Below are 21,290 nucleotides of genomic sequence, written 5' to 3' on the forward strand. Positions count from 1 at the left end.
TGGTGTTATGGTGTCAGCCAACCAGACAGGCAGAGAAATGACCAGAGCGCACCGTTACCTTCAGCAACAGATGTTCAAGGTGTTCCTTGGCTTTATGCGCCAGTTGGCATACAACTATCAAAAAGGATGTTATGACCAACGGAACGAGTGGGCATCCAAACTTGCATCCGAGGCATACGGACATTTGGTTGAGTGTGAGCTTATCTATGACCCCGAATTTACTAACCCTAAAGTTGGTTGATATGGACGAGAAAGATTTTCCGGAATACGGGCGGCAATGCGAGCTGATAACCCCATGGCGTGGTTATCATCGTGGTACGATAGTAGCCAAGACTGCAAAAGGTTTTACTGTGCAGTTCAGCAGTGGCGCAGAGATAGATGTTTATGAGGACGAAATAGAATTTGATTGAGATGTGCAGGTTAATGACACCCCAATTAGCGGAAACCTTAAAAGATTTTCCGCTTTATTCCCAGGATGGCAAAGGAAAAGAAGCAGTTTGTCGCGCGATATTCGCTCTCGGCTCAATCCGGTGGTACATTCTTGAAGGAGAAACAGATGGAAAGGACACCATTCTCTTTGGTATCGTTATCGGAATGATGGAAGATGAATACGGCTACATTTCACTGAACGAGCTTTCGGAGGTGGAGCTTGACTATACGGCACAAGGCTTCGGCAAGCTGCAAGTCCGGCAACAGGAGAATTTCCAACCTACCAAGTTGAGCCAGTTGAAGGACAATAGGTTGCAACGCTTTCTTGCCAACCTCGAATAACAACTAATTCGTCAGCCGTAGCTACCCCGTTACGGCTGACATAACCATTATATATATGAATATGAACAAGCATAATATCATTGATAAGATAACTGAATGTGCCGAAAGCAACGGATGGAGTGTGAGTTCTGACACCGACCAAGAGAAAGGCATTGTCGTTTTTGAGTTTTCCAAATACACTCCTGCAGGGCAAGACTTCTCCTTTTCGGCAAGGATGAAGGATGATAGCCTTGACTCTTTGGTGGCTGATATGGAAGAATACTATGAAGGCTTTGATGTGGATTCGGAAGCCTATCTATGGCTTGACGATAACGGGCACGGAACAAATGGTGCGCCATATCGTATGAGGGATGTGCTTGAAGATATGGAGGCGGCAGAGAGAAACATTGAAAGTTTGCTTGATGCCATCAGAGAAATTGATGAAGAATGAACCACTAAAGAAGAGACTAATGGTAGAAAGTAAAATCTATGGTATTGCAACCAAGAATGGCTGGAATGTGTTTGTAAGTATAAAGAACGGCATCCGCTGTTATGACTTCCATCGGAAAACCCTCAGTGGTGTGCCTTTCAGTTTCACCGCTGAGGTCAAGGATGATAAGATTTGCAGCCTTACGAATGAGGTCGTTTCTTTTGTGGATGCCATCAATCCCGCCACGTGTGCTAAAGAATGGATGATAAAATCCGGGGCGATGGACTCGTCCTGGTATCTGCAAGCTGTAGCGGATATGGAAGATATAAGAAACAAGGCGTGGCTGTTGGCTTGCGACTTGTCCGAGTTGTCGGGTAAAAAGCCCTTCCGATCAGCATTCACCAAGAATGGACTTAACTGAATGGAAGGTTACCGGGGATGCTTATCAATGGGTGTCCCCTTGTCGTTTGCGTCCTCTCTTCGGGAGACCGGCTGCTTTGTAAGCAATCAAATCAATCCCACGGAAGACAGTCTTGATTTTATCGGGCAACCTCACGAATGGCAAAGGTTTTGTGGGATGGTTGATATAGGCATAGACAGTACAGCGGTGAACACCGAAGTATCGTGCCGCCTCACTCACCGAATAGGTCTGCTCCGGGATTATTCCTGTGAAATCTTTGTGCTTCATCATAGTTGTTTTTCCGTAAAGGTAGGCGGATAACGATAATGCCACAAGATGTTAAATATGGGAACAATCTGTAATTCATTGGATTATATCGAAGTTTGTTGGACTCGCTACAAATACTTGGCTTATGCGATGGACATCTGTTGGTGGAATAGCATTTTCCCAAGAATAAGAAAGGCATATATTTGGAGGTTGACAGCGTTGACAACGAAGCCAACGCCAAAAATGAAGAAGGAGGTGCGTGAGAATGCTCTATAATACAATACTTTATCTTTTTTCTTCTAAAAAGAGAATAATATATAGAAGTTCGTGATTTGTCAACGGTTGGCTCCAATTTTTTTGAGATTTCAAAAAGTGGCTACCTTTGTCAACGTTTGTCAACGCAACATCTTGAAACGATATTGTTGCAGCATAAAGGATTAGGTCTTGTCAACGCCGTCACCTTTAAAATGTGTACATATTATTTTTTGAAGAACAATAGTAAACCCTGAATAAGGATAAGAAAATGGAGTTATCTGTTATCAAGATTAAGGTGTGAAAAATAAAGGCCATCCGGGAAGATGACCTCTATTATAGGTATAAAATGGTGAGCTTTTTTATTTCCCTATCTCTCCGTTTATTCGTTTCTTAACGATGGAGTATGCTTTGCGGAATAATGCGGAATGTTCCATAGTCTCCGACATTTCTTGGAAACGGTTGATTGGGATTACAAACGTCAGTTCATTGGCAGGGACTAACGGACGAGCAGAGGGGTCAAGCATTCCGATGAAGCAGCTTCGCCCTTGTTTCTGATTCTCTTGTACGGCAAAGGTCACGATGCTGCAACATCCTGATGCGAACTTTGTGCATACGGCATCATACGCATTGTTGTCATAAAATGCCCATGAGCATAAACCGGATAGCATATCCGGGGTAGCGAAAAACAAGATGCCTTCCATTTCATCAAGAGTGGCAAGCTGATCCATTCTGATGAAATTGAGGTATGGCTTCTTTACAAGGCTTATATTCAGATTCCGTATGTACTCTTTTACTTGTTCGGGGGTCTGTTTGTAGCGCTCCGTTTCAGAGACGAACATAGGTATTCGCTCCTGCATGGGGGCAAATCTTGTGTATAGACTTCCACCACCGCAAAGTACATTGTCGGCGGTCAAGGTCAAAGCTTCTCCGTTGCAAACCTTACGGATGGCACCAATCATACAGCGTGGCACTTTGTGTACTTCCGTGGCTGCCGCATGGCTATAGCCGAAAACTATTGGAAGTGGGGCTGCATCCCCGAAGGCTTCTTTGTATTGTTGCAAAAATTTCTGTACCATGGCGATTTGGTCTTATTCTTCGATTTTTCGGATTGCCTTGTATATTTCACTATACGAATCTCTGCCTTGGTATTTTTCTGCCAGATTACAGGCATTCTTCATTTTGTCATCTGAAATCATGTCTGCCACCCATTTCTCTTTTTCCAGATACTTCCGGGATTTGTCGTATGACGGAACATATTTCTTTAGAGCCTTTTCTGTGGCGGCAGAGTCTTGGAAATGACGGCAAGTATCTTCGTAATGAAGCAAGAACCAGTATTCTATAGATTGCAAGCTATCGCAAAGAATGACATTCTGATTCTTTTCGTAGCGCTTCTTCAAGGCTGCCATCTTTCGATTCTCGGTATCGGAACGACGGCTTACATCCGCATCAAATACGCAGATGACAAAGACGTCTTCACTCAGAAGTTCCTTTATCTTCTTCTCAATCTTCTCTATGCTGTTGTTCTCAAACAGACGTGGAGATATAGCATACCGATAACCTAGAAGTTTCTTCAGGTGGCTGAAATAGAATAACTCGGTCAGTCCCTCACCAACAATATGTATGACCTGTCTGGTCGCAACATTTTTTCTTGCTGTTCTCATATTATTCTAGTTTAGAGGTTAGGAACCGCACCGAATTTCCCGAACTTATAGGCTTTCTGTAGCGAGCTGATTCTGTTGAGACCCTTGAAATCGGTTAGAGGGTAAAGCTCGCTAACACCTTCAGGTCCTTTCTCTGTGAACCAGATGGTGTCCTTTCTAAGCAGGTCTTCTTCGCCCAACAAACCATCATAGTGGGTTGTAAGTAGTAGTTGTGCTTGTTGGGATTCTTTCAAGAAACGCTCAATGATGTACTCTATCAATTTTGGGTGTAGCGAATTATCCACTTCATCAATAGCCAAAAACGCATTCTGTCTCAAAATATGCTGGATATGCGCTGCCATGCCAAAGGTGCGCAATGTGCCATCGGACTCAAACATTTCTGGGAAATCGTAAAAATTCGATTCTCCTGCCTGGTCTGAAACCTTGTGCTGAAACAGGGTGTAGTTTATCATTCCTTTCTTTGTCTCTTGCTCTTTGGTGGAAATATTGGAAATATTGAAATCTGCTTCTTGCAAATAACGTAAAATATAATCCTTAGCCACCTCTTCCTTGATAGACTTCTCTGCAAAAGCATTTAGTGATACCATGGGAGTAACGGCTGACATCATACGTTCATTCAGATAGTTCAGCACCGTTTCAATCTCCTTGATGCTCGTGTTTACCTGCATATATGCTGAGAACACAGACATATTGGGCAGACATTTTAGGGTGATTTCTTCTTTAACAGCGTTGCTTACCTTTAATTTCTGACCAAATTTGATAGCGGACACATTGTTTTCTGTGGTACGCTCAAAAATTGTAGCCGGTTGCTGGCTTGGATAAAATATCAAGGATTCATTGGCTACATGGGCTCTATCCAGCGATGCGCTGTAAACATAGTGTACAGCTTTGTCGTCTTGGACAATGTAGAATGAGATAGAGAACTCCGATAATTGGGACGGAGTTGTCTTATTCAACAAAAAAGGCACTACACCTACTTGCTCTGCTTTGTTGAGCGGTGTGTGTGTGATGAACGATTTGATGAAATCGCACACCTTCACAATATTGCTTTTGCCCGAAGCATTGGCTCCATATACAATAGCTACTTTGAGCAGCCTCACGTCAGGAGCTAGCTCAACTACGTGGTAGGATGCCATATCTTCACTCTTGTCGGCCTCAAAACTTAGAATAGTCTCATTCTTGAATGAGTACATGTTCTTAAACTTAATTTCAGCTATCATGTCATTTACTTTTGAGGCAAAGTTACATAAAATAAACGGTATTTCATCTATTAGATTGTGATATTTACATAAGAAATGCGTATTTGCAAAGCTAATATGATGTTTAGTGGCTATTGGTTTGGCGTTTTTGCTTAGAATTGGCATTTTTAAGTGGGATTATTATGAGTTGCAGTATTCTCCTCTTGAAAATCCACATCATCCGTTACCATTTCTGTTTCCAAATCCAATCCGAACATCTCTTTCAGTTGCAGATAATCAAAGCATAACGCCTTTGGACGATTGACCTTGACCTTCTTAACAGTTTGGTTGTTGCCTATCACTTCAATGGTAAAATCCGGTAAGCCAGTTGGCAGCAGGATAGTAAAGCGGTCTTGCTTCAATCCCAAGTATGAAGAATGGGATTTCAAGTACGACATGATGGTGGACCAGTTGGAACGGTTGGCGGTCGCATTCATGTTCCGGCTGTTGAACAGTGAAGATATGGCTGCCATATTCAGATAAAGGATAGGTCGGGCTTCTTGAAACTCGATGTCCTCTTTGGCTGATATGGGACGGAATGACTTCATATAGCGGATGCGGTAATGCGCCCGGTCAATACATTTCCCTGATGTCTGGAAGCCTTGGAGTATATTCCAGAAGTCGGCTATCTCTGAACTTTCCTGGGCTAACTCGTTCTGATTGCGTATTCCCTTGATGGCGGTCTCAAAGAGTTCGGTATAACTGAATGGTACATCTACTACCGTTTCCAACGTGCGGAACGTGGCCAATGGTATGACCCAGTTCCCAAAGATGCGGTCGTGGATGGTTTCGTTCTCCAACTTCGTAGCCAGTTCCCGTTTGGTGATGGCGTATGTTTCAGGAAAGTTTTTCTCAAAGAGTTCTCTGTGATTCAGTATCTCTACTGTCAGATGTGTTAGGCCTAAATTGCAGAGTGATACCAAATCCTCATAGTGTTTCTTCTCTGTCTGATTGAAGGAGGTCTTTGAGAAAGCCAGGAATATGACACGGGTATAGAGTGCCATATCTTGCGTGGGCTTATCCTGCCCGCAAAGTGCCACGCCTGTGGTCACGATGGTTTGGGTAGCCATCCCGTCCGTACTGGTGTTCTTCTTGGTCTGGCCACCACCTCCCCATAGTCCTTTGAGGTAGGCTATCTTTCGTATGTCGAGGTCGTTCTTATACTCGTCAAGTACCACAAGCGTATTTACGGCTTGTGATACCCGGTCGTTCATTGCCGGCACGGAGGTCACACCGAGGTTTGGCGGATCTACTCCGTGCAGGAAGAAGGACTGGAGGGAAGTGGCTAAGGTGGTCTTGCCCGTTCCTTTCTCTCCGAACAGGTTGAGTATCGGGAAATGCCGGGTACGTCTGAAAATGATGTCACGGAAAAGAGTGGAGAAGAGGTAGCACAAGGCTATGGAAGCGTTCTCACCGAACACGTCCATCAGTTTGGATGCAAAGCCGTGTAGCTTCACTCCGTTTCTGTTCTCGTGTATCATCAACCGATCGAACTGGAAGATTTCCTGATTGTGGATGTATATTTTTGAGGTGGCCGGAATATAAAATGCTTTTCCGTTTGGGCTTTTTACGATACCCAATTCATTTACTTCCTTAAAAACTCCATCGGTCAGAATCCCATTGCCGAAGGCAAAGAAATTCTCATTGCCGTTCCAGCCCAGCTTGCGGATGCGCTCGGCTGTGTCTGTTTTGGAATACAGGTATTCCTTGACCCGGTTGAGCTTATCAATCTTGGCAAGCCATACATAGTTGCCCAGTGAGCCGACCTTCTGCTGGAAGTTGCTCAATGAGCACATTTCAGATTCCCGGAGTTCGATGACTCTGCAGATATTATAAGTATTACGCATTCTGAAGATACGTGTGCCGTTGTTCTCGTCCTCAATGTGGAATAATGGCTCCATGATGAAGTTAGATATTCTGGACGGGTCTTCATCTTCATTACCAACGGAATAATAGCAGTTCTCACGGATATAGAGTCCGAACTGGCGCAATAATTCCGCTTCACGCTGCATGTCGTTCATGGAGGAGATACGGTCATTCCTTTTTCTTGCCTCGCCACGTGCCTGTGTTACGGCATCCCTCCATAGTTTTGCCTTGCCGTGGATTTTGGCCAGTTGTTCGATGCACTGGTCAAATACCAACTGGTCTTTGATATAGCGCAAGAGGTCGGCTATCTCTGAAACGCATTTACGTTCTTCAACTAATGAAGAGGCGATATAGAATCGTTTTTGAGCCAGCCAAGTGATGAAATGTTTTTCTACAAGTGAGATGTAATCTTCTTTGCAGCGAATGAAACTGTCCGCATCATTCTTGATGACTTTTGTCGCTTTTAAGTCTGTTTCGTAACCAGAATCCGGTTCAGATAGTCCTTCGTCATCTTCTATGGGTGCTGTCGCAAATGGAAGTTCCCTGACCGTCACATGAAATCCCTTCTTGAGGGCAGCAGATCCATTCTCCATCACGGCCTCAAAACCCGGGCCAAACGCTTTTCCCTCGGTTATATCCGAATCCGGAATGAAGCAGAGGGAGTTGGTGTACTTCTTTAGTTGCTCAAACTGGCTTTCCGTCCATACGGTGCCCAATGCCGCCACGGTGTTCTCGAATCCAACGGATTGCATTCTCAATACGTCCGGTGCACCTTCTACTATTATATAATAGTCGGCGTTCCTTTGGCGGCTGGCTCTGTCTATGCCGAAGATGGTCTCTCCTTTTGAATAAACAATGCTTGTGGATGAATTGATATACTTGGGGGCTTGGGGATTAGTTCCTATGTATCTTGCGGTGTAAGCGATTATTCGTCCCCAACGATTGCGGATGGGTATCATGACTCGTTGGCGAAACATGGCGTATGTGCTACCATCTTCCGCCCTTTTGAGCATACCCAACTCGAATAACAGTTCCTCGTTAAGCGAAAGCTTACGGCAATACTCTATAAAGTCGCTGCCATTCTTTGGAGCATATCCGATACCGCTTACAGAACAAAACTCCTCCGGCCATCTTCCATAGGCATAGTCACGTGCCATCCTGCACTCCGCATTGTCTGCCATTCTCAGGTTTTCTGTGAAATAGTTTTGCAGGTGGTCGAGAATAACAAGGAGGGATTCCCTGTGTCTGGCCTCGGCTATCTGCTCCTCATTCTTTTCTTCCCGGACATATTCAATGGCAATGTTATTGTGCCTGGCGATGAACTCCACGGCTTCCATGAAGGAGAGGTTCTCCTTCTCCATGATGAAAGTGATGGCATCCCCACCACGGTTGCAACTGAAACAATGGAATAGATTTTTGGCTGGCGTAACCGCAAACGAGCCTGTCTTTTCCTGATGAAAAGGGCAAAGTCCCATCAATGTCGAACCTTTCCTTGAAAGTTTGACGTATGGACGAAGGACATCCTCAATGGTAAGATTCCTGACCTGGTTGATGGTGGAGTCGCTAATCATATTGTTTTCATGAGGTTCCAGCAATCTATGATGGATTGGCCGGAGTATTTGGGACGGTAAATGTTTTGGGGATTCAATGGCTTGATATAACCATTGTTCCTATATTTATGAAGGGTCTTATGGCTTATGCCCAGTTCGGCACAAGTTCGTTTTACCGAATAAACACCGTTAGGATTGCAAGTTGGCATTACTTCTTTCATAATATGCTTACCAATCAGTTTATTTGTATTGTTCCATATCAAATATGGATATTATTATATGGGCTTTTCTTATATATAGCCATAATAGTGTTTACTTTTCGGGGTTCTTCCTGTTGTTCTTTAAAGGAGGAGTCTTGAAGTAATCCTGGGTGGTACGCTGCAAAAGGCGGAGGTCGGAAGTCCTGTATTCCACCTTTCCCGGTCTTTTATAGGATTCTATTTTTCCTTGCCGTTTCCATCTTTCTACATTGCGTCGTCCAAACAGCTCGTATGCCTTTCTTTGGCTAACAAATTCAGGGTCGTTGTTGTCAGCCTTCATCATCTTGACAATTCTGGCCGCGAGGTCATTCAGAAAGGTGTCGTATGGAATCAAACGGTCTAAGACTTGGAGTATTTTAATATCCATATAATTAAACCGGCTAGTCAATACGCTTCACGGTGATAGTCATATTCTCCCTGTTGGTCTGAGTCTTGTACTGCCGGTTGTAAATGGCTCCCAGTTCAGAGGCTTGGGTGCGGACACTTTTCAACTTGGAAATAGGGAAAGTGATGGACTCTCCAATTTTGAGCGCAGTGAGGGCGGGACGGATTTTTACAATAATTTCTGCCATAATACTTGGTTGTTTAATGTTTAATGTTTAACTTTGCATATACTAATCAAGTGTATAACGCTTGCAAAGTAACACAATAATGTTTAGGTAGCCAAATAAATATTTGATATTTTTTGGTTTAATCTCTATTTAATGATTGAAACCTATGGAAATAAGCATCAAGCACGTGCATGTGGGTGCAGAAATCGAGAAACGGCGTGTCGAACTTGGGTTGTCCAAATCCGAGTTGGGGCGCAGGATTGGCGTACCACAACAGCACGTAAATCGCATCTTGGAGAGGGAGACCATGGAAACAAACCGTCTCGTCAAGGTGAGTGAGGCTTTGGATTGTAATTTCTTCTCTTTGTTCTGTCCTATTCCGCAACCGATTTCCGCTAATTGGGGGGCAGTCTCATTACAGGGAAACGCCCATAATATAATAGGTAATGCAGAACTTGCAGTTCAACTGGAGAAAGAACAATCAAATACAGAAAATCTAAAAGAGACCATCAAGCTCTTGAAGGAGCAGATTGATAGTCTTAATGCACAAATAAATCGTCTTGACTCCAACTTAAAGGATAAGGACGCTATCATTGAACTATTAAAAGAAAGGAGATAAAGAATTAGAAATTAATGTTGCCATTGAATGATGAATGAGTCGCTTTAATGACGAAAAAGCAGGGTCTTTTTAGCACTAAACTCGTCATTTCATTCTTAGATGCAAAGGGATTTTGTTGTTATGTGGTGTTTACAAAACGCTTACATATAAGATGTAAGTTTCTGTATATTAGTACCATATTACTGCGGCCCAAGCCGCCCTCGAAGATTAAGTTCTTCAATTAGATAAACATTAAACAAATATTCGCTTACTGTAGGCTTACACCAAAAAGTCAAGTGTTTGATTGTTAAGTTTATATCGAAAGGGCGCAGGCTGCGGTTGAGGAATAATGATGGAATTAATGTCTCAATGAAATGATAATAGATTATAATCTATGTTATAATAGAGTTCTATTAATGTGAAAAATATGGCGGATGAGAAATCATCCGCCATATTTTTTTATTGAACAAATGCTATCGTTTGATATAAAATTTAGCTGTTATTTGATTCTAACGTACATCTGTCGCAATGAATAGCATACCTGTTATTGCCTGTTACATATATGTCATTAAAAGTCTGGTATGTATGTTATAAGACTTATGTATTGCGGTTATGATATTTAATATGTCTGCCACAAGACTTGAATGTGTGGCGGTTCTGGTATTAAAATGTATCGGCCATGATGATAAATGCAGCCTTTTATCATTGGAAGTCACAGCCGCTCTTGTTTAATTGATAATCATTTATATTGTCTTAAAGCCGATAGCAGTTCGTTGTTTTCCGTTTTTGTGCCGATGGTTATGCGCAGGCAGTTTTGGCAGAGGGTGATGCGTGTGCGGTTACGTACTATTATTCCTTTGTCGACGAGATAGCCATATATGGCTTGAGCGTCACTCATCCGTGCGAGAAAGAAATTTGCGTCGGTAGGAAAAACTTTCTCGCAGATAGGCAAGAGCCTGAAAGCGTCAATCATTCGGGTTCGTTCCGTGAGGATGATACGTACCTGACGGTCAGTCTCATAAGGGTCTTTCAGGAATTCGAGAGCTTTTTCTTGTGTCAACAGATTGATATTGTATGGGTATTTAACCTTGTTGAACACTTCTATTATAGCTTTTGAAGCGAAAGCCATGCCAAGTCTTATTGCGGCACATCCCCATGCCTTGCTCATGGTGTTCAGTACGATTAGGTTTGGGTGCGCGGACAGTTTGTTGCGGAAAGTCTTGTTGCGTGAGAAGTCGCTGTATGCCTCATCAATTATCACTATGCCCTGAAAAGCGTTCAAGACCTTGTTTATTTCATCATATTCAAGACTGTTTCCCGTCGGGTTATTGGGGCTGCAAATCCAAATCAACTTGGTTCTTGAGTCACATGCGGAGAGCAGCTTGTCGGCATTCAGCTTGAAATCATCATCCAGCATGACCGGACGATATTCCACGTCATTGATATCCGCACAGACTTTATACATTCCGTATGTAGGCTCGATAGCCACGACATTGTCCGTTCCGGGGCGTGTGAAGCATCGGTAGGCAAGGTCTATAGCTTCGTCGCTCCCGTTTCCAAGGAATATGCAGTCTGCCGGAACACCTTTTATCCGTGCCAGTTCTTTCTTCACTTCCGTCTGAAGTGGGTCGGGATATCTGTTATACGGATTGTTATAAGGGCTTTCGTTGGCATCAAGGAATACCCGTGCTTCATGTCCGTTGTATTCGTTTCTTGCGCTGCTATATGGTGCAAGGCTTTTGATATTTGGCCTTATGAGTTCTTCCAGGTTTTTCATTTTATCCTTTTTCTATGTTTGTTTTCCCGTTGTTTGTATCTTGTCGGGATGGCGATAACTGTTAAATAATCTCTATCGGATACTTTTCAGACGTATTGTCATGGCGTTCTTGTGAGCGTAGAGAGACTCGGCTTCGGCCATTCTCTCTACTGCTGTTCCGATGTTGCGTACACCTTCTTCCGTGATATGTTGGAAAGTTATTTTCCGGCAATAGCTGTCCAGGTTCACACCACTGTATGCCGTGGCATAGCCGTGTGTAGGAAGAGTGTGATTGGTTCCGCTTGCGTAGTCGCCGGCACTTTCGCAAGCATATATGCCGAGGAACACACTTCCGGCGTTTATCACCCGTTCCGCCAGTTCTTCATAATCTTCCGTCTGTATAATCAGATGTTCGGGAGCGTAGGCATTGCTCAGTTTTACAGCCTCTTCACTGTCTTTAACGAGCACAAGCATACTGTTTTTAAGGGCTTCCGCGGCAATCTTCTTGCGTGGTAGCTGTGCGAGCTGAGTTGCAACCTCGGTCTCAACCTCTGTCATGATCTTTTCCGATGTAGTGATAAGTATCGCTTGGGAGTCGATACCATGCTCGGCTTGTGAAAGCAGGTCGGCGGCGATGAAAGCTGCGTTGGCTGTATCATCGGCTATCACGCACACTTCCGAGGGGCCTGCCGGCATGTCTATTGCCGCATTGTGAATGCTTACCTGCTGTTTGGCTGCCATTACATATTGGTTTCCCGGCCCGAAAATCTTGTACACTTTCGGCACGGTTTCCGTTCCGTAGGCCATGGCGCCAATGGCCTGCACTCCTCCGATTTTGAATATCCGGCTTACTCCGGCGGTCTCGGCAGCCATTAGTATGGCTGGATTTACTTTTCCTTGCTTGTCGGGCGGAGTGCAGAGCACAATCTCTTTGCAGCCGGCAATCTTTGCCGGGGTGGCGAGCATTAACACTGTGCTGAACAGCGGTGCGGTGCCTCCCGGTATGTATAGTCCGACACGTTCTATGGCAACGCTTTTCTGCCAGCAGGTCACGCCGCTTATGGTTTCTGTCTTCCGGCTTTCAAAGCGTTGCTCTTCGTGAAATTTTTTTATGTTGTTGTATGCCAAAGTGATGGCGTCTTTCAACTCTTGCGATACCGAATCGTGTGCCTCTTTCATTTCTTCCGGTGTCACGGCAAGGGTGTCAAGGCTTGCATGGTCGAACTTTTCCACATACTCTTTAACTGCATTGTCGCCTCGTTGCTTAACATCTGCAAGTATGTCGGCAACTGTGGCATTCAGCTGCGATGTGTCTATTGTGGGGCGTTTGACAATATCTGCCCACATCTCTTTGGCCGGATATCTTATTATTCTCATGTCTGTTATTTAAAGCATAGTTCGTGACGAAAATGAAATTGGAGTTGGGAGAGGGTTTTATTAGGGTAGAAGAGAAACTCGCACGGAGGTAATAATAAAAGATTGCCGGGGCAAATGGAAATAATTGGATAAAGATGAAGTGGTGAATAGGTTGCGTCTGACTCTTTTTCTTACATTGTTATACATAATTATTCGGCAATGTCCCAATATTGCTCTCCAAAGCAATCATTCTCAAACCGTTTCCTTTTTTCTTTTTCATCAATTAATTGATACTCCTTTATGGCTCACTCTCAATTTGTTACCTAACTCCTTGTTCTTTATTATCAGTCACTGTAAATATATCTTTATTTCTGTTATAACTAATATATCATTTTCTCAATGGGAGTCACGAGTATTCCTTGTGCCCCGAGTTCCTTAAGTTTTCCGATTATTTCCCAAAACCGTTTTTGGTCAAGTACGGTATGTACCGAGCACCAGTCGTTGTCGGCGAGCGGAATTATAGTCGGACTTTTCAGGCCCGGCAACACGCTTACGATTTCTTGCACACGGTCTTTGGGAGCGTTCATGCTTACATATTTCTTGTCTTCCGCGTTTCTTACCGCCTCAAATCTGAAAAGCATTTCGCTCAGGATTTCTTTCTTATCGTCGCTCATTTGCTTGTTACCTATGAGCACAGCCTCGCTCTGCGTAACAACCTCCACCTCGCTGAGGTTATTGCTCACCAATGTGGAACCGCTGCTTACTATGTCGAAAATACCGTCGGCCAAACCTATTCCTGGGGCAATCTCCACGCTTCCCGTGATTATGTGTATATCGGCGTTGATGCCTCTCTCGCCGAGAAACCGTCTCAGTATATTAGGATATGACGTGGCGATTTTCTTTCCCTCAAACCATTCGGGACCATTGTAGCCGGCGTCTTTGGGCACGGCGAGCGACAATCGGCATCCACTGAATCCCAGACGGGAAATAACCTCAACATCTTCTCCGCTTTCCATCAGTTCATTTTCGCCCACAATACCAATGTCGGCCACTCCTGCGGCCACGCTTTGAGGTATGTCGTCGTCTCGCAGATACAGCACTTCGAGCGGGAAACTTGTCGACTGCACCAATAGCGTGCGTTTGCTCTGACTTATTTTAATGTCTGCCTCGGCGAGCAGATTTATCGTGTCGTCATACAGGCGACCTTTCGATTGAACTGCGATACGTAACATAATCTATGATTCTTTTGACTCTTAAAAATATCTGCAAAAATACGTAAAAAGACATGATTATGCAAGAAAATGTGTATTTTTGCAGACAAATTGTAACTATTTTGATTTTAAAGGGAATATTAACTGCATATAAACATATTCTTTCCGTCATTGCCGTGGTGTTGCTTTTAGCTGCATGCTCGGCCGGACAAGAAGAGCGTGTTTCCGCTCCGTGGGGCGAAACGGTGGATACGGCTGGATTTGGAGACGATTTTGACCTTGACCGAATAATGGCTAATGGCGAGCTTATAATGCTCACGTTGAGCGGTCCTGATACTTATTACAATTATAGAGGTCGCAATCTTGGATTGCAATACATGCTGTGTCAGAAGTTTGCCGATAAAATCGGAGTGCGCCTCCGTGTCGAGGTTTGCCGTGACACGGCCGAAATGCTGCGCCGTCTTGCCGATGGCGATGCCGATATGATAGCCTATCCGCTTACAGAGAAATCGCTTCAAGGCACTGTGGCAGATTCTGCCGGTTTCATATATTGTGGCACAAAACCGGTTGGGCAGGCTGTCAATTGGGTGGTCGGCAGGGGGAAGCCGGCTCTTGCCGCTGCCGTTATGGAGTGGTATGTACCGAAAATTCTTTCTACGGTGAGAAAAGAGGAGTCACGCCTGCTCAGTTCGAGGAGTGTCCGCCGCCGTGTGTATGCACCTATGCTCAATCACAAAGGAGGCATAATTTCCCGTTACGACCATCTGTTCATGACATACAGCCAACAAATCCGTTGGGACTGGCGGCTTATGGCCGCACAGTGTTATCAGGAGTCTACATTCGACCCGCAAGCCCGTTCGTGGGCTGGGGCATGCGGACTCATGCAGATAATGCCGGGCACGGCTAAACGTCTCGGACTTCCTGAGTCAGGCTTGTTTGACCCGGAGAGTAATATTGCCGCTGCGGCCAAATATATAGGACAGCTTGAAAGGAAGTTCACTGATATCAAAGACCGGAATGAACGCATTAGTTTTGTGCTTGCGAGCTACAACGGAGGCTATCACCATATATGCGATGCGATGGCTCTCGCTGTGCGCGACGGGAAAAATCCTCATCGTTGGAATGATGTATCTGAATATGTCCTTCTTCTGAGTGAGCCTCGTTATTATCGTGATCCGATTGTGAAATACGGTTATATGAGAGGTTCGGAGACGGTCGGTTATGTCAGCCGTATCCGTCAGCGGTGGATGTCTTATCGTGGCGTGCGCACTTCGGTTCAAGGCGCCGGAGGCCTTATTATGCCGCAAAAGGCAGTGCACTCCAAAAAGAAATTCCGGATATGAGCGTCCGTGTATACGGATGTGTATCGCGGTGAAACTTGTTTTTCGTGTATTTTATCATTACCTTTGTTTGCGTTAGGATGATAAACAAACGATAAGGCGATGAAAAATATTTACTTTACGGCAGCAAAACTTATAGTATATGGAAAGCGGATATGTATATTTATGCAAGTCGATAGGCCATTGATATTTGATAATAAGAGCATGATGGCATTCCATACACATCATATGTGGCCCGTTGTCTACGGGCCTTGCATTCCCGTATGTATTTGTAGGAGTGCTTGATGCGGTTTTTATTGTGGTGTATGCACGTGATGATAGCATTGTGTGCGGTGTGGGGCGAGGTGCCGGAAAATTGTCTTCCGGCACCTCGCATCTTTTTTATTGAGGTTTTCGGGCTTGCATCGGGCCGTTGGTTGCCTTGCATTCGGTATCCCGTTGGGTCACATTCGGACGCTAAACGGAACCTAACGGGATACTTAATGGAACTCAAGGGGATACCGAATGCGGTGTAAGAACCATAAGGCTGATAAACATGTGAGAAACGTATCATTTCTCAAAGTATTTTCAAGTGAAAATACTTTGATACTGTATAAATATGCAATAAACGGGAATTGGTTGTACGTTGATGTTTTATTTACAGATAATGGGTTGTTCCTTTGCCGGTCGACAGTATGTGATTGAATGAAAAAGAGTATGCCTGCCGGAAGAAATTGCAAGCATACTCTTTTTCATTACAGCACACCTTTTGAACTTGGCAGTTCGTAGTGGTATATGTCACGGCGCACGGCCATGCGCATGCTCCTTGCCAATGCCTTGAAAATACCTTCTATTTTGTGATGCTCGTTGTCGCCATGGGCTTCGACGTAGAGGTTCATCCGAGCGTTGTCGCTAAGGCTCTTGAAGAAATGCACGAACATTTCCGTTGGCATGTCGCCAATGCGCTCCCGCTTGAACTCTGTATTCCATACAAGCCACGGACGCCCGCCGAAATCCAATGCCACGGAGCACATGCAGTCGTCCATGGGCAGGCAGAAGCCGTAGCGTTCTGTGCCGCGCTTGTTGCCCAGTGCCTTTAAGATGCACTCGCCCAGCGCAATAGCCGTATCTTCGATGGTGTGGTGCTCGTCAACGTGCAGATCGCCTTTTGTTTTTATAGTCAGATCCATCATTCCGTGATGGGCTATCTGTTCGAGCATGTGGTCGAAAAATCCCAATCCGGTGTGTATGTCGCACTTTCCGCTGCCGTCGAGGTCCAATTTTACGGATATGTCGGTTTCTTTCGTGGTGCGGTTGACCTCTGCCGTGCGCTCTCCCGCGAATATAATCTCGGCTATACGTTCCCACGTCATACCGTCGCGTCCGATAATCAAAGCCTTGCATCCGATGTTCTCGGCAAACCGGCGGTCGGTGTCTCGGTCGCCGATGACGTAACTTCCGGCCATGTCGTACTCGGGGTTGTCCATATATTTGCGCACAAGACCTGTGGCTGGTTTGCGCGTGCCGGCATTGTCTTCGGGGAAGTGGCGGTCTATCAGTATGTCGTCGAACGTGATCCCTTCTCCTTCAAGAGTTTGAAGAATAAAGTTGTGTACAGGCCAAAAAGTATCTTCCGGAAAAGAGTCTGTGCCCAGGCCGTCCTGATTGCTGACCATTACAAGTTCGAAATCGAGCTTTGAAGCGATGAATCCGAGATTGCGGAACATACCTTTTGTAAACTTCAGTTTTTCGAACGAGTCTATCTGCTCGTCTGCCGGTTCTTCTATTAGAGTTCCGTCGCGGTCTATGAATAATACTTTCTTCATTCTTCGATGGTGTTTTGCTGTTTTTTACTCTCGGCTTTTTCCTTGAAGAATGTTTCCGTGGAGCCGTAAGCATAGTATAGAGGGAACAGCACGGACATGCGGATATATGTCTGCATGAAACCGGCGATGAAAAAAGTGGCTGCCGTGAGTACCGGCATATAGTCGGGCATACCTAACGGGTCTCCGTATACTGTTCCGTAGATTGATTGCGCGTTTGCGGTTGCCAGTATAATTGTGGGCAATTGTATTATAGTGCCGGCGGCTACGGTGACGCACATCGTGATAAATGCCACGGCAAGAATGAAGTGCAGTCGTCGCAACCCGGTGACATATCCGGATGTCAGTGTGTCTGCGAGTTTTACATTGTCATTGAGTATATATTTCATGAACGGAAATATGAACGGCAACATGAATATATTTACTATGACGGCAAAAAACGACATTATGACAAGCGACTTCCATAACTCAATGGTTTCCAGCCCCATACTGTTTAGCAGGTATATGTATGCCACCCATAGAACGGCACTGGACACAGCGCATACGATAATGATGGCGAGTGTTATTTTCAGAGTGCGTACAGCCGTACGCAAGTCGAAATAGAACCGCTTTCGTATTTTGTCTATGCTTCCGTTGGCTTTGTGTGAGCGCAGGAGCGACATCCCGCATGAATAGAAAACTATCTCTACAAGGCCTCCGGCAATGATGAGAACGGCCAGCATGGTTTGCGGCAGAAGTGTGGTTTCCATGCCGGAAACTCCTCCCCGCAGCGTGGTGACAGCCATCTCCGGGATATATATAACGCACAATGCGCCGATGGCGGCGCAAATCAGTGAGTATACAAGTGCCGGAATCCACGAAGATTTCAGTATCGATTTGAAATTGTCGGCATACAGTCCGTATCCCGTTCTTATGCAGGAGCCAGCTCCGCGACGTCTCATCAGGCCGTTTTCGGCTGTGTTATTTTCCATTATTTTTTCCTATTTATTCTTTTCCTATATTGCAAAGGTACTTATTTTTTCGTATCTTTGCCACATAATTAATACTTATTATGAAAATAATAAAGTGGGGATTTATAGGCTGTGGCGAGGTCACTGAAAAGAAGAGCGGACCTGCGTTTTCCGAGATAGAAGGCTCGGGGGTGGAAGCCGTGATGAGCCGTAGCAAGGAGAAGGCGCGCGGCTATGCCGAAAGGCATGGCGTAAAGAAATGGTATACGGATCCGTTGGCGCTCATAGAAGACCCGGATGTTAATGCGATATACATAGCTACGCCTCCGTCGAGCCATGCCACATTTGCGATAATGGCGATGAGAGCGGGCAAGCCGGTATATGTGGAAAAACCTCTTGCGGCATGTTATGATGACTGCGCGCGGGTGAACAGGGTGAGCGAGCAGACGGGAGTGCCATGTTTTGTGGCATATTACAGGCGCTATCTGCCGTATTTTAAGAAAGTGAAAGAGATTATCGACAGCGGGACGATTGGCAAGGTGATAAACGTACAGGTACGTTTTGCCGTTCCGCCGCGCGATTTGGACTATACGGGTGGTGACTGTCTTCCGTGGCGCTTGCAGCCCGACATTGCGGGAGGCGGATATTTCTATGACCTGGCATCGCATCAGCTTGATATGTTGCAGCACATATTCGGAGTGATAACAGAGGCATCGGGTATATGCGCCAACCGTGGAGGACTGTATGAGGCGGAAGACTCTGTGAGCGCGTGTTTCCGTTTTGAGAACGGACTTCCGGGTAGCGGTTCATGGTGTTTTGTGGCGCATGAGTCGGCGCGGGAGGACAGGATCGAGGTTATAGGAGATGTGGGACAGGTGAGTTTTTCCGTGTTCAATTATGATCCGATATCGCTGTACACCTCGACAGGATTGCAGAGCATAACCGTCCCCAATCCGCCTTATGTTCAGTTTCCGCTGATAAAGAATGTGGTGGAGCATCTTCAAGGGATGGGTGTATGTACATGTACTGCAGTGTCCGCCACTCCGGTGAATTGGGCGATGGACAGAATTCTGGGTAAGATATAGGGCGGTGTGATGAGGTTCGTATTGTGTCTCGTTGTCTGCTGTTCCATGTTGCTTGTCAATGCTGATGATGCTTTTGCCGGCAGAAGACGTGAGATGAGTAAGCTACGCAAGACGATAAGGGGACTGAGTTCTATCGACACGAACTATATAGAGCCCCAGCATTATAACTATACCATAATGCTGCAATCCACTTACAACTATGACCTCTATCAGATAAGGAGCAACAACGGACATGAAATGACATTCTCGCCGGATATGACCATGAGGTTGGGACCGTATTTCGGCTGGAGATGGTTCTTTCTCGGTTATACGTTTGACTTGAAAAACATATCATTCGGTGGCGACAAACAGAAGCGTGAACTGGATTTCAGCATATACAGTTCGAAAATAGGCATAGATTTGTTTTACCGGCGCACGGGCAGTGACTATAAGATAAGGAGCGTAAATCTCGGTGAGGATATAGATGAGAGCCGGCTCAACGGTGTGCCTTTCGATGGAATCAGTGTCGGAATTACTGGAGCAAGCCTGTATTACATCTTCAATTATAGGCGTTTCTCGTATCCGGCGGCATTCTCGCAGAGTACGTGCCAGAAGTTGAGTTGCGGGTCATGGATGGCCGGAGTTGGATATACGCGCAATGACATGAAACTCGATAATGATAAGTTGCAGGAGGTGGTGGACAGTCATTGTGAGCCGAGTCCGGTGAAAATAGACAGCGGGCTGATGTTCAACAGTGTCAAATACTACAATGTGAATGTCTCTTGCGGATATGCCTATAACTGGGTTTTCGCAAAAAACTGGCTTTTCTGTGCCAGTGGAGCCGTGGCGGCGGCATACAAGCATTCCGATGGCGACACTAAAGACGGAGTTGGCAGAGGATTTGATTTCGACAATATAAACATTGACGGAATAGGACGTTTCGGAGTCGTGTACAACAACACACGGTTTTATGCCGGGTCAAGCCTTATAGTAAGGACGAATAACTACCATAAATCCAGGTTTTCGTCGAATGAGGTATTCGGTAATTTTAATATATACGTAGGATATAATTTCGGTAAAAAATTACATTACAGAAAGAAGGAATAATTAAGGGATGAGACTTTTATCGACAATATTGGCAATAATGATGAGCGTTGTGGCATCGGCGCAAAGATGCCATTATCTGCCTGAGGACAGCGTCTTCATAACGAGGCTGCTTGACAGTGCGCGTACACTTGACGGTTCGGAATGCAAGGAATTGTTTTTCGCCGGAAAGTTTCTCGGCCGACCTTATGTTGCCCGCACGCTTGAAGTCTTTGATGACGAGCGTCTGGTGATAAACACAAGGCAGCTTGACTGCACTACACTTGTGGAGAATGTGGCTGCGCTCACGATGTGCGCTAATGTCGGTAAACTAACGTTCTCAGACTTTAGGAAAGCGTTGATGACGCTAAGGTACAGGGGAGGAGTGATGAATGGTTACACATCGAGACTGCATTATTTCAGCGATTGGATAGAGGATAAAACCAGGATGGGTATTGTGAGGGAGATACAGGAACCGAATCCGCCTTTCACGGCGCTTCAGCGGCTGAGCGTATACTACATGAGCGGTCATCCAAAAGCGTATAAGGCATTGGCGGCAGACGCCAAACTGGTGCCGGTAATAAGGAGGCAGGAGCAGGCTTTGAACGGGAAGACATACAGGTATATTCCCAAGGCAGCGGTAAGGAACGACGAATTGATGCGAAAAGCAGTCAAAGACGGAGACATCATAGCCATTACCTGCAACAAGAAAGGGCTTGATATAGCCCATCTCGGTTATGCGGTGTGGCATCACGACGGGCTGCATCTGCTCAATGCGTCGATGATTCATCGTAAAGTGGTGAAAGAGCCGATGACTCTTCGTGAGTATCTTGGCAAGCATCCGAGTCATACAGGAATCAGAATAATAAGAATAAACAGTAAAACAATAAAATAATAAAGAC

23 protein-coding genes are annotated in these 21,290 nt (G+C 45.2%); 10 read left to right on the forward strand and 13 right to left on the reverse strand.

The window, feature by feature from the left end; genetic code table 11:
- From MoGM_RS02790 to MoGM_RS02810, 5 genes are all read left to right on the forward strand, one after another.
- Window positions 1-241: sulfide:quinone reductase (locus MoGM_RS02790; protein WP_104368673.1), on the forward strand; the 241-nt coding region annotated here is incomplete at its 5' end.
- Window position 242: 1 nt separating this feature from the next.
- A complete protein-coding gene (locus MoGM_RS02795; protein WP_016212970.1) occupies window positions 243-410 on the forward strand; it encodes a hypothetical protein in 168 nt (55 codons plus the stop codon).
- 1 nt (window position 411) lies between these two features.
- Window positions 412-771, forward strand: coding sequence for a hypothetical protein (locus tag MoGM_RS02800; protein WP_104368674.1), 360 nt, complete (start codon window positions 412-414; stop codon window positions 769-771).
- A gap of 61 nt (window positions 772-832) precedes the next feature.
- The gene (locus tag MoGM_RS02805; RefSeq protein WP_044214616.1) at window positions 833-1,201 is read left to right on the forward strand and encodes a hypothetical protein; all 369 of its coding nucleotides are present in this window, start codon (window positions 833-835) and stop codon (window positions 1,199-1,201) included.
- A 19-nt stretch (window positions 1,202-1,220) separates the two neighbouring features.
- Window positions 1,221-1,601: a hypothetical protein gene (locus MoGM_RS02810; RefSeq protein ID WP_016212973.1), complete on the forward strand. Its 381-nt coding sequence runs from the start codon at window positions 1,221-1,223 to the stop codon at window positions 1,599-1,601.
- Between the two features lie 24 nt (window positions 1,602-1,625).
- On the opposite strand, the gene MoGM_RS02815 is transcribed toward MoGM_RS02810, so the two are convergent.
- The 8 genes from MoGM_RS02815 to MoGM_RS02850 all read right to left on the reverse strand — a co-directional run bounded on the left by MoGM_RS02815 (window position 1,626) and on the right by MoGM_RS02850 (window position 9,249).
- Entirely contained in the window at window positions 1,626-1,871 is a 246-nt protein-coding gene (locus tag MoGM_RS02815) for a helix-turn-helix domain-containing protein (RefSeq protein ID WP_016212974.1), read from the reverse strand.
- 590 nt (window positions 1,872-2,461) lie between these two features.
- Complete coding sequence (locus tag MoGM_RS02820; protein ID WP_016212975.1) at window positions 2,462-3,178, reverse strand: DUF169 domain-containing protein; 717 nt, start codon at window positions 3,176-3,178, stop codon at window positions 2,462-2,464.
- 12 nt (window positions 3,179-3,190) lie between these two features.
- Complete coding sequence (locus MoGM_RS02825) at window positions 3,191-3,763, reverse strand: RloB domain-containing protein (RefSeq protein WP_016212976.1); 573 nt, start codon at window positions 3,761-3,763, stop codon at window positions 3,191-3,193.
- A gap of 11 nt (window positions 3,764-3,774) precedes the next feature.
- The gene (locus MoGM_RS02830) at window positions 3,775-4,983 is read right to left on the reverse strand and encodes an ATP/GTP-binding protein (protein WP_044214617.1); all 1,209 of its coding nucleotides are present in this window, start codon (window positions 4,981-4,983) and stop codon (window positions 3,775-3,777) included.
- Window positions 4,984-5,129: 146 nt separating this feature from the next.
- Window positions 5,130-8,438 (reverse strand): DNA primase, encoded by a 3,309-nt coding sequence (locus tag MoGM_RS02835; protein WP_016212978.1) that lies wholly within the window; start codon window positions 8,436-8,438, stop codon window positions 5,130-5,132.
- Complete coding sequence (locus MoGM_RS13285) at window positions 8,435-8,638, reverse strand: DNA-binding protein (protein ID WP_044214618.1); 204 nt, start codon at window positions 8,636-8,638, stop codon at window positions 8,435-8,437. Before MoGM_RS13285 ends, MoGM_RS02835 begins: the two co-directional genes overlap by 4 nt.
- Before the next feature lie 91 nt (window positions 8,639-8,729).
- Entirely contained in the window at window positions 8,730-9,044 is a 315-nt protein-coding gene (locus MoGM_RS02845) for a hypothetical protein (RefSeq protein WP_016212979.1), read from the reverse strand.
- 13 nt (window positions 9,045-9,057) lie between these two features.
- Window positions 9,058-9,249 (reverse strand): hypothetical protein, encoded by a 192-nt coding sequence (locus tag MoGM_RS02850; RefSeq protein ID WP_016212980.1) that lies wholly within the window; start codon window positions 9,247-9,249, stop codon window positions 9,058-9,060.
- 145 nt (window positions 9,250-9,394) lie between these two features.
- Here MoGM_RS02850 and MoGM_RS02855 point away from each other — a divergent pair, with 145 nt between their 5' ends.
- The gene (locus MoGM_RS02855) at window positions 9,395-9,847 is read left to right on the forward strand and encodes a helix-turn-helix transcriptional regulator (protein WP_016212981.1); all 453 of its coding nucleotides are present in this window, start codon (window positions 9,395-9,397) and stop codon (window positions 9,845-9,847) included.
- Window positions 9,848-10,565: 718 nt separating this feature from the next.
- Here the strand turns inward: MoGM_RS02855 and hisC are convergent.
- The 3 genes from hisC to hisG all read right to left on the reverse strand — a co-directional run bounded on the left by hisC (window position 10,566) and on the right by hisG (window position 14,170).
- Window positions 10,566-11,603, reverse strand: a complete 1,038-nt coding sequence (gene hisC, locus MoGM_RS02860) for a histidinol-phosphate transaminase (RefSeq protein WP_104368675.1) — start codon at window positions 11,601-11,603, stop codon at window positions 10,566-10,568.
- 72 nt (window positions 11,604-11,675) lie between these two features.
- On the reverse strand, window positions 11,676-12,959 hold the full coding sequence (hisD, locus tag MoGM_RS02865; RefSeq protein WP_104368676.1) for a histidinol dehydrogenase: 1,284 nt from the start codon (window positions 12,957-12,959) through the stop codon (window positions 11,676-11,678).
- A gap of 359 nt (window positions 12,960-13,318) precedes the next feature.
- Entirely contained in the window at window positions 13,319-14,170 is an 852-nt protein-coding gene (gene hisG / locus MoGM_RS02870; protein WP_104368677.1) for an ATP phosphoribosyltransferase, read from the reverse strand.
- A 101-nt stretch (window positions 14,171-14,271) separates the two neighbouring features.
- Here hisG and MoGM_RS02875 point away from each other — a divergent pair, with 101 nt between their 5' ends.
- Entirely contained in the window at window positions 14,272-15,492 is a 1,221-nt protein-coding gene (locus MoGM_RS02875) for a transglycosylase SLT domain-containing protein (RefSeq protein WP_233210144.1), read from the forward strand.
- Window positions 15,493-16,223: 731 nt separating this feature from the next.
- Here MoGM_RS02875 and hisB read toward each other — a convergent pair.
- Entirely contained in the window at window positions 16,224-17,294 is a 1,071-nt protein-coding gene (hisB, locus tag MoGM_RS02885; RefSeq protein WP_104368679.1) for a bifunctional histidinol-phosphatase/imidazoleglycerol-phosphate dehydratase HisB, read from the reverse strand.
- Window positions 17,291-18,262, reverse strand: coding sequence for a hypothetical protein (locus MoGM_RS02890; RefSeq protein ID WP_104368680.1), 972 nt, complete (start codon window positions 18,260-18,262; stop codon window positions 17,291-17,293). The genes hisB and MoGM_RS02890 overlap by 4 nt, the downstream gene beginning before the upstream one ends.
- Window positions 18,263-18,342: 80 nt before the next feature.
- On the opposite strand from MoGM_RS02890, the gene MoGM_RS02895 reads away from it, so the two are divergent.
- From MoGM_RS02895 to MoGM_RS02905, 3 genes are read left to right on the forward strand one after another with little or no spacing between them, the layout of a single operon-like run.
- Window positions 18,343-19,326, forward strand: coding sequence for a Gfo/Idh/MocA family protein (locus tag MoGM_RS02895; RefSeq protein ID WP_104368681.1), 984 nt, complete (start codon window positions 18,343-18,345; stop codon window positions 19,324-19,326).
- 9 nt (window positions 19,327-19,335) lie between these two features.
- On the forward strand, window positions 19,336-20,412 hold the full coding sequence (locus tag MoGM_RS02900; protein ID WP_233210145.1) for a DUF4421 domain-containing protein: 1,077 nt from the start codon (window positions 19,336-19,338) through the stop codon (window positions 20,410-20,412).
- Between the two features lie 7 nt (window positions 20,413-20,419).
- Complete coding sequence (locus tag MoGM_RS02905) at window positions 20,420-21,283, forward strand: N-acetylmuramoyl-L-alanine amidase-like domain-containing protein (protein WP_104368683.1); 864 nt, start codon at window positions 20,420-20,422, stop codon at window positions 21,281-21,283.
- Window positions 21,284-21,290: the final 7 nt, after the last annotated feature.

Origin of the sequence: Prevotella sp. MGM1, assembly GCF_002933775.1 — a bacterium.
GTDB lineage: Bacteria > Bacteroidota > Bacteroidia > Bacteroidales > Bacteroidaceae > Prevotella.

Coding starts and splice junctions, on each gene's coding strand:
- MoGM_RS02850 (WP_016212980.1), bottom strand. CDS start 9,249: ATGGCAGAAATTATTGTAAAAATCCGTCCCGCCCTCACTGCGCTCAAA.
- MoGM_RS02805 (WP_044214616.1), top strand. CDS start 833: ATGAACAAGCATAATATCATTGATAAGATAACTGAATGTGCCGAAAGC.
- MoGM_RS02905 (WP_104368683.1), top strand. CDS start 20,420: ATGAGACTTTTATCGACAATATTGGCAATAATGATGAGCGTTGTGGCA.
- hisD (WP_104368676.1), bottom strand. CDS start 12,959: ATGAGAATAATAAGATATCCGGCCAAAGAGATGTGGGCAGATATTGTC.
- MoGM_RS02855 (WP_016212981.1), top strand. CDS start 9,395: ATGGAAATAAGCATCAAGCACGTGCATGTGGGTGCAGAAATCGAGAAA.
- MoGM_RS02835 (WP_016212978.1), bottom strand. CDS start 8,438: ATGATTAGCGACTCCACCATCAACCAGGTCAGGAATCTTACCATTGAG.
- MoGM_RS02815 (WP_016212974.1), bottom strand. CDS start 1,871: ATGATGAAGCACAAAGATTTCACAGGAATAATCCCGGAGCAGACCTAT.
- MoGM_RS02800 (WP_104368674.1), top strand. CDS start 412: ATGTGCAGGTTAATGACACCCCAATTAGCGGAAACCTTAAAAGATTTT.
- hisB (WP_104368679.1), bottom strand. CDS start 17,294: ATGAAGAAAGTATTATTCATAGACCGCGACGGAACTCTAATAGAAGAA.
- MoGM_RS02890 (WP_104368680.1), bottom strand. CDS start 18,262: ATGGAAAATAACACAGCCGAAAACGGCCTGATGAGACGTCGCGGAGCT.
- MoGM_RS02820 (WP_016212975.1), bottom strand. CDS start 3,178: ATGGTACAGAAATTTTTGCAACAATACAAAGAAGCCTTCGGGGATGCA.
- MoGM_RS02810 (WP_016212973.1), top strand. CDS start 1,221: ATGGTAGAAAGTAAAATCTATGGTATTGCAACCAAGAATGGCTGGAAT.
- MoGM_RS02900 (WP_233210145.1), top strand. CDS start 19,336: ATGAGGTTCGTATTGTGTCTCGTTGTCTGCTGTTCCATGTTGCTTGTC.
- hisG (WP_104368677.1), bottom strand. CDS start 14,170: ATGTTACGTATCGCAGTTCAATCGAAAGGTCGCCTGTATGACGACACG.
- hisC (WP_104368675.1), bottom strand. CDS start 11,603: ATGAAAAACCTGGAAGAACTCATAAGGCCAAATATCAAAAGCCTTGCA.
- MoGM_RS02845 (WP_016212979.1), bottom strand. CDS start 9,044: ATGGATATTAAAATACTCCAAGTCTTAGACCGTTTGATTCCATACGAC.
- MoGM_RS02830 (WP_044214617.1), bottom strand. CDS start 4,983: ATGATAGCTGAAATTAAGTTTAAGAACATGTACTCATTCAAGAATGAG.
- MoGM_RS13285 (WP_044214618.1), bottom strand. CDS start 8,638: ATGAAAGAAGTAATGCCAACTTGCAATCCTAACGGTGTTTATTCGGTA.
- MoGM_RS02795 (WP_016212970.1), top strand. CDS start 243: ATGGACGAGAAAGATTTTCCGGAATACGGGCGGCAATGCGAGCTGATA.
- MoGM_RS02825 (WP_016212976.1), bottom strand. CDS start 3,763: ATGAGAACAGCAAGAAAAAATGTTGCGACCAGACAGGTCATACATATT.
- MoGM_RS02895 (WP_104368681.1), top strand. CDS start 18,343: ATGAAAATAATAAAGTGGGGATTTATAGGCTGTGGCGAGGTCACTGAA.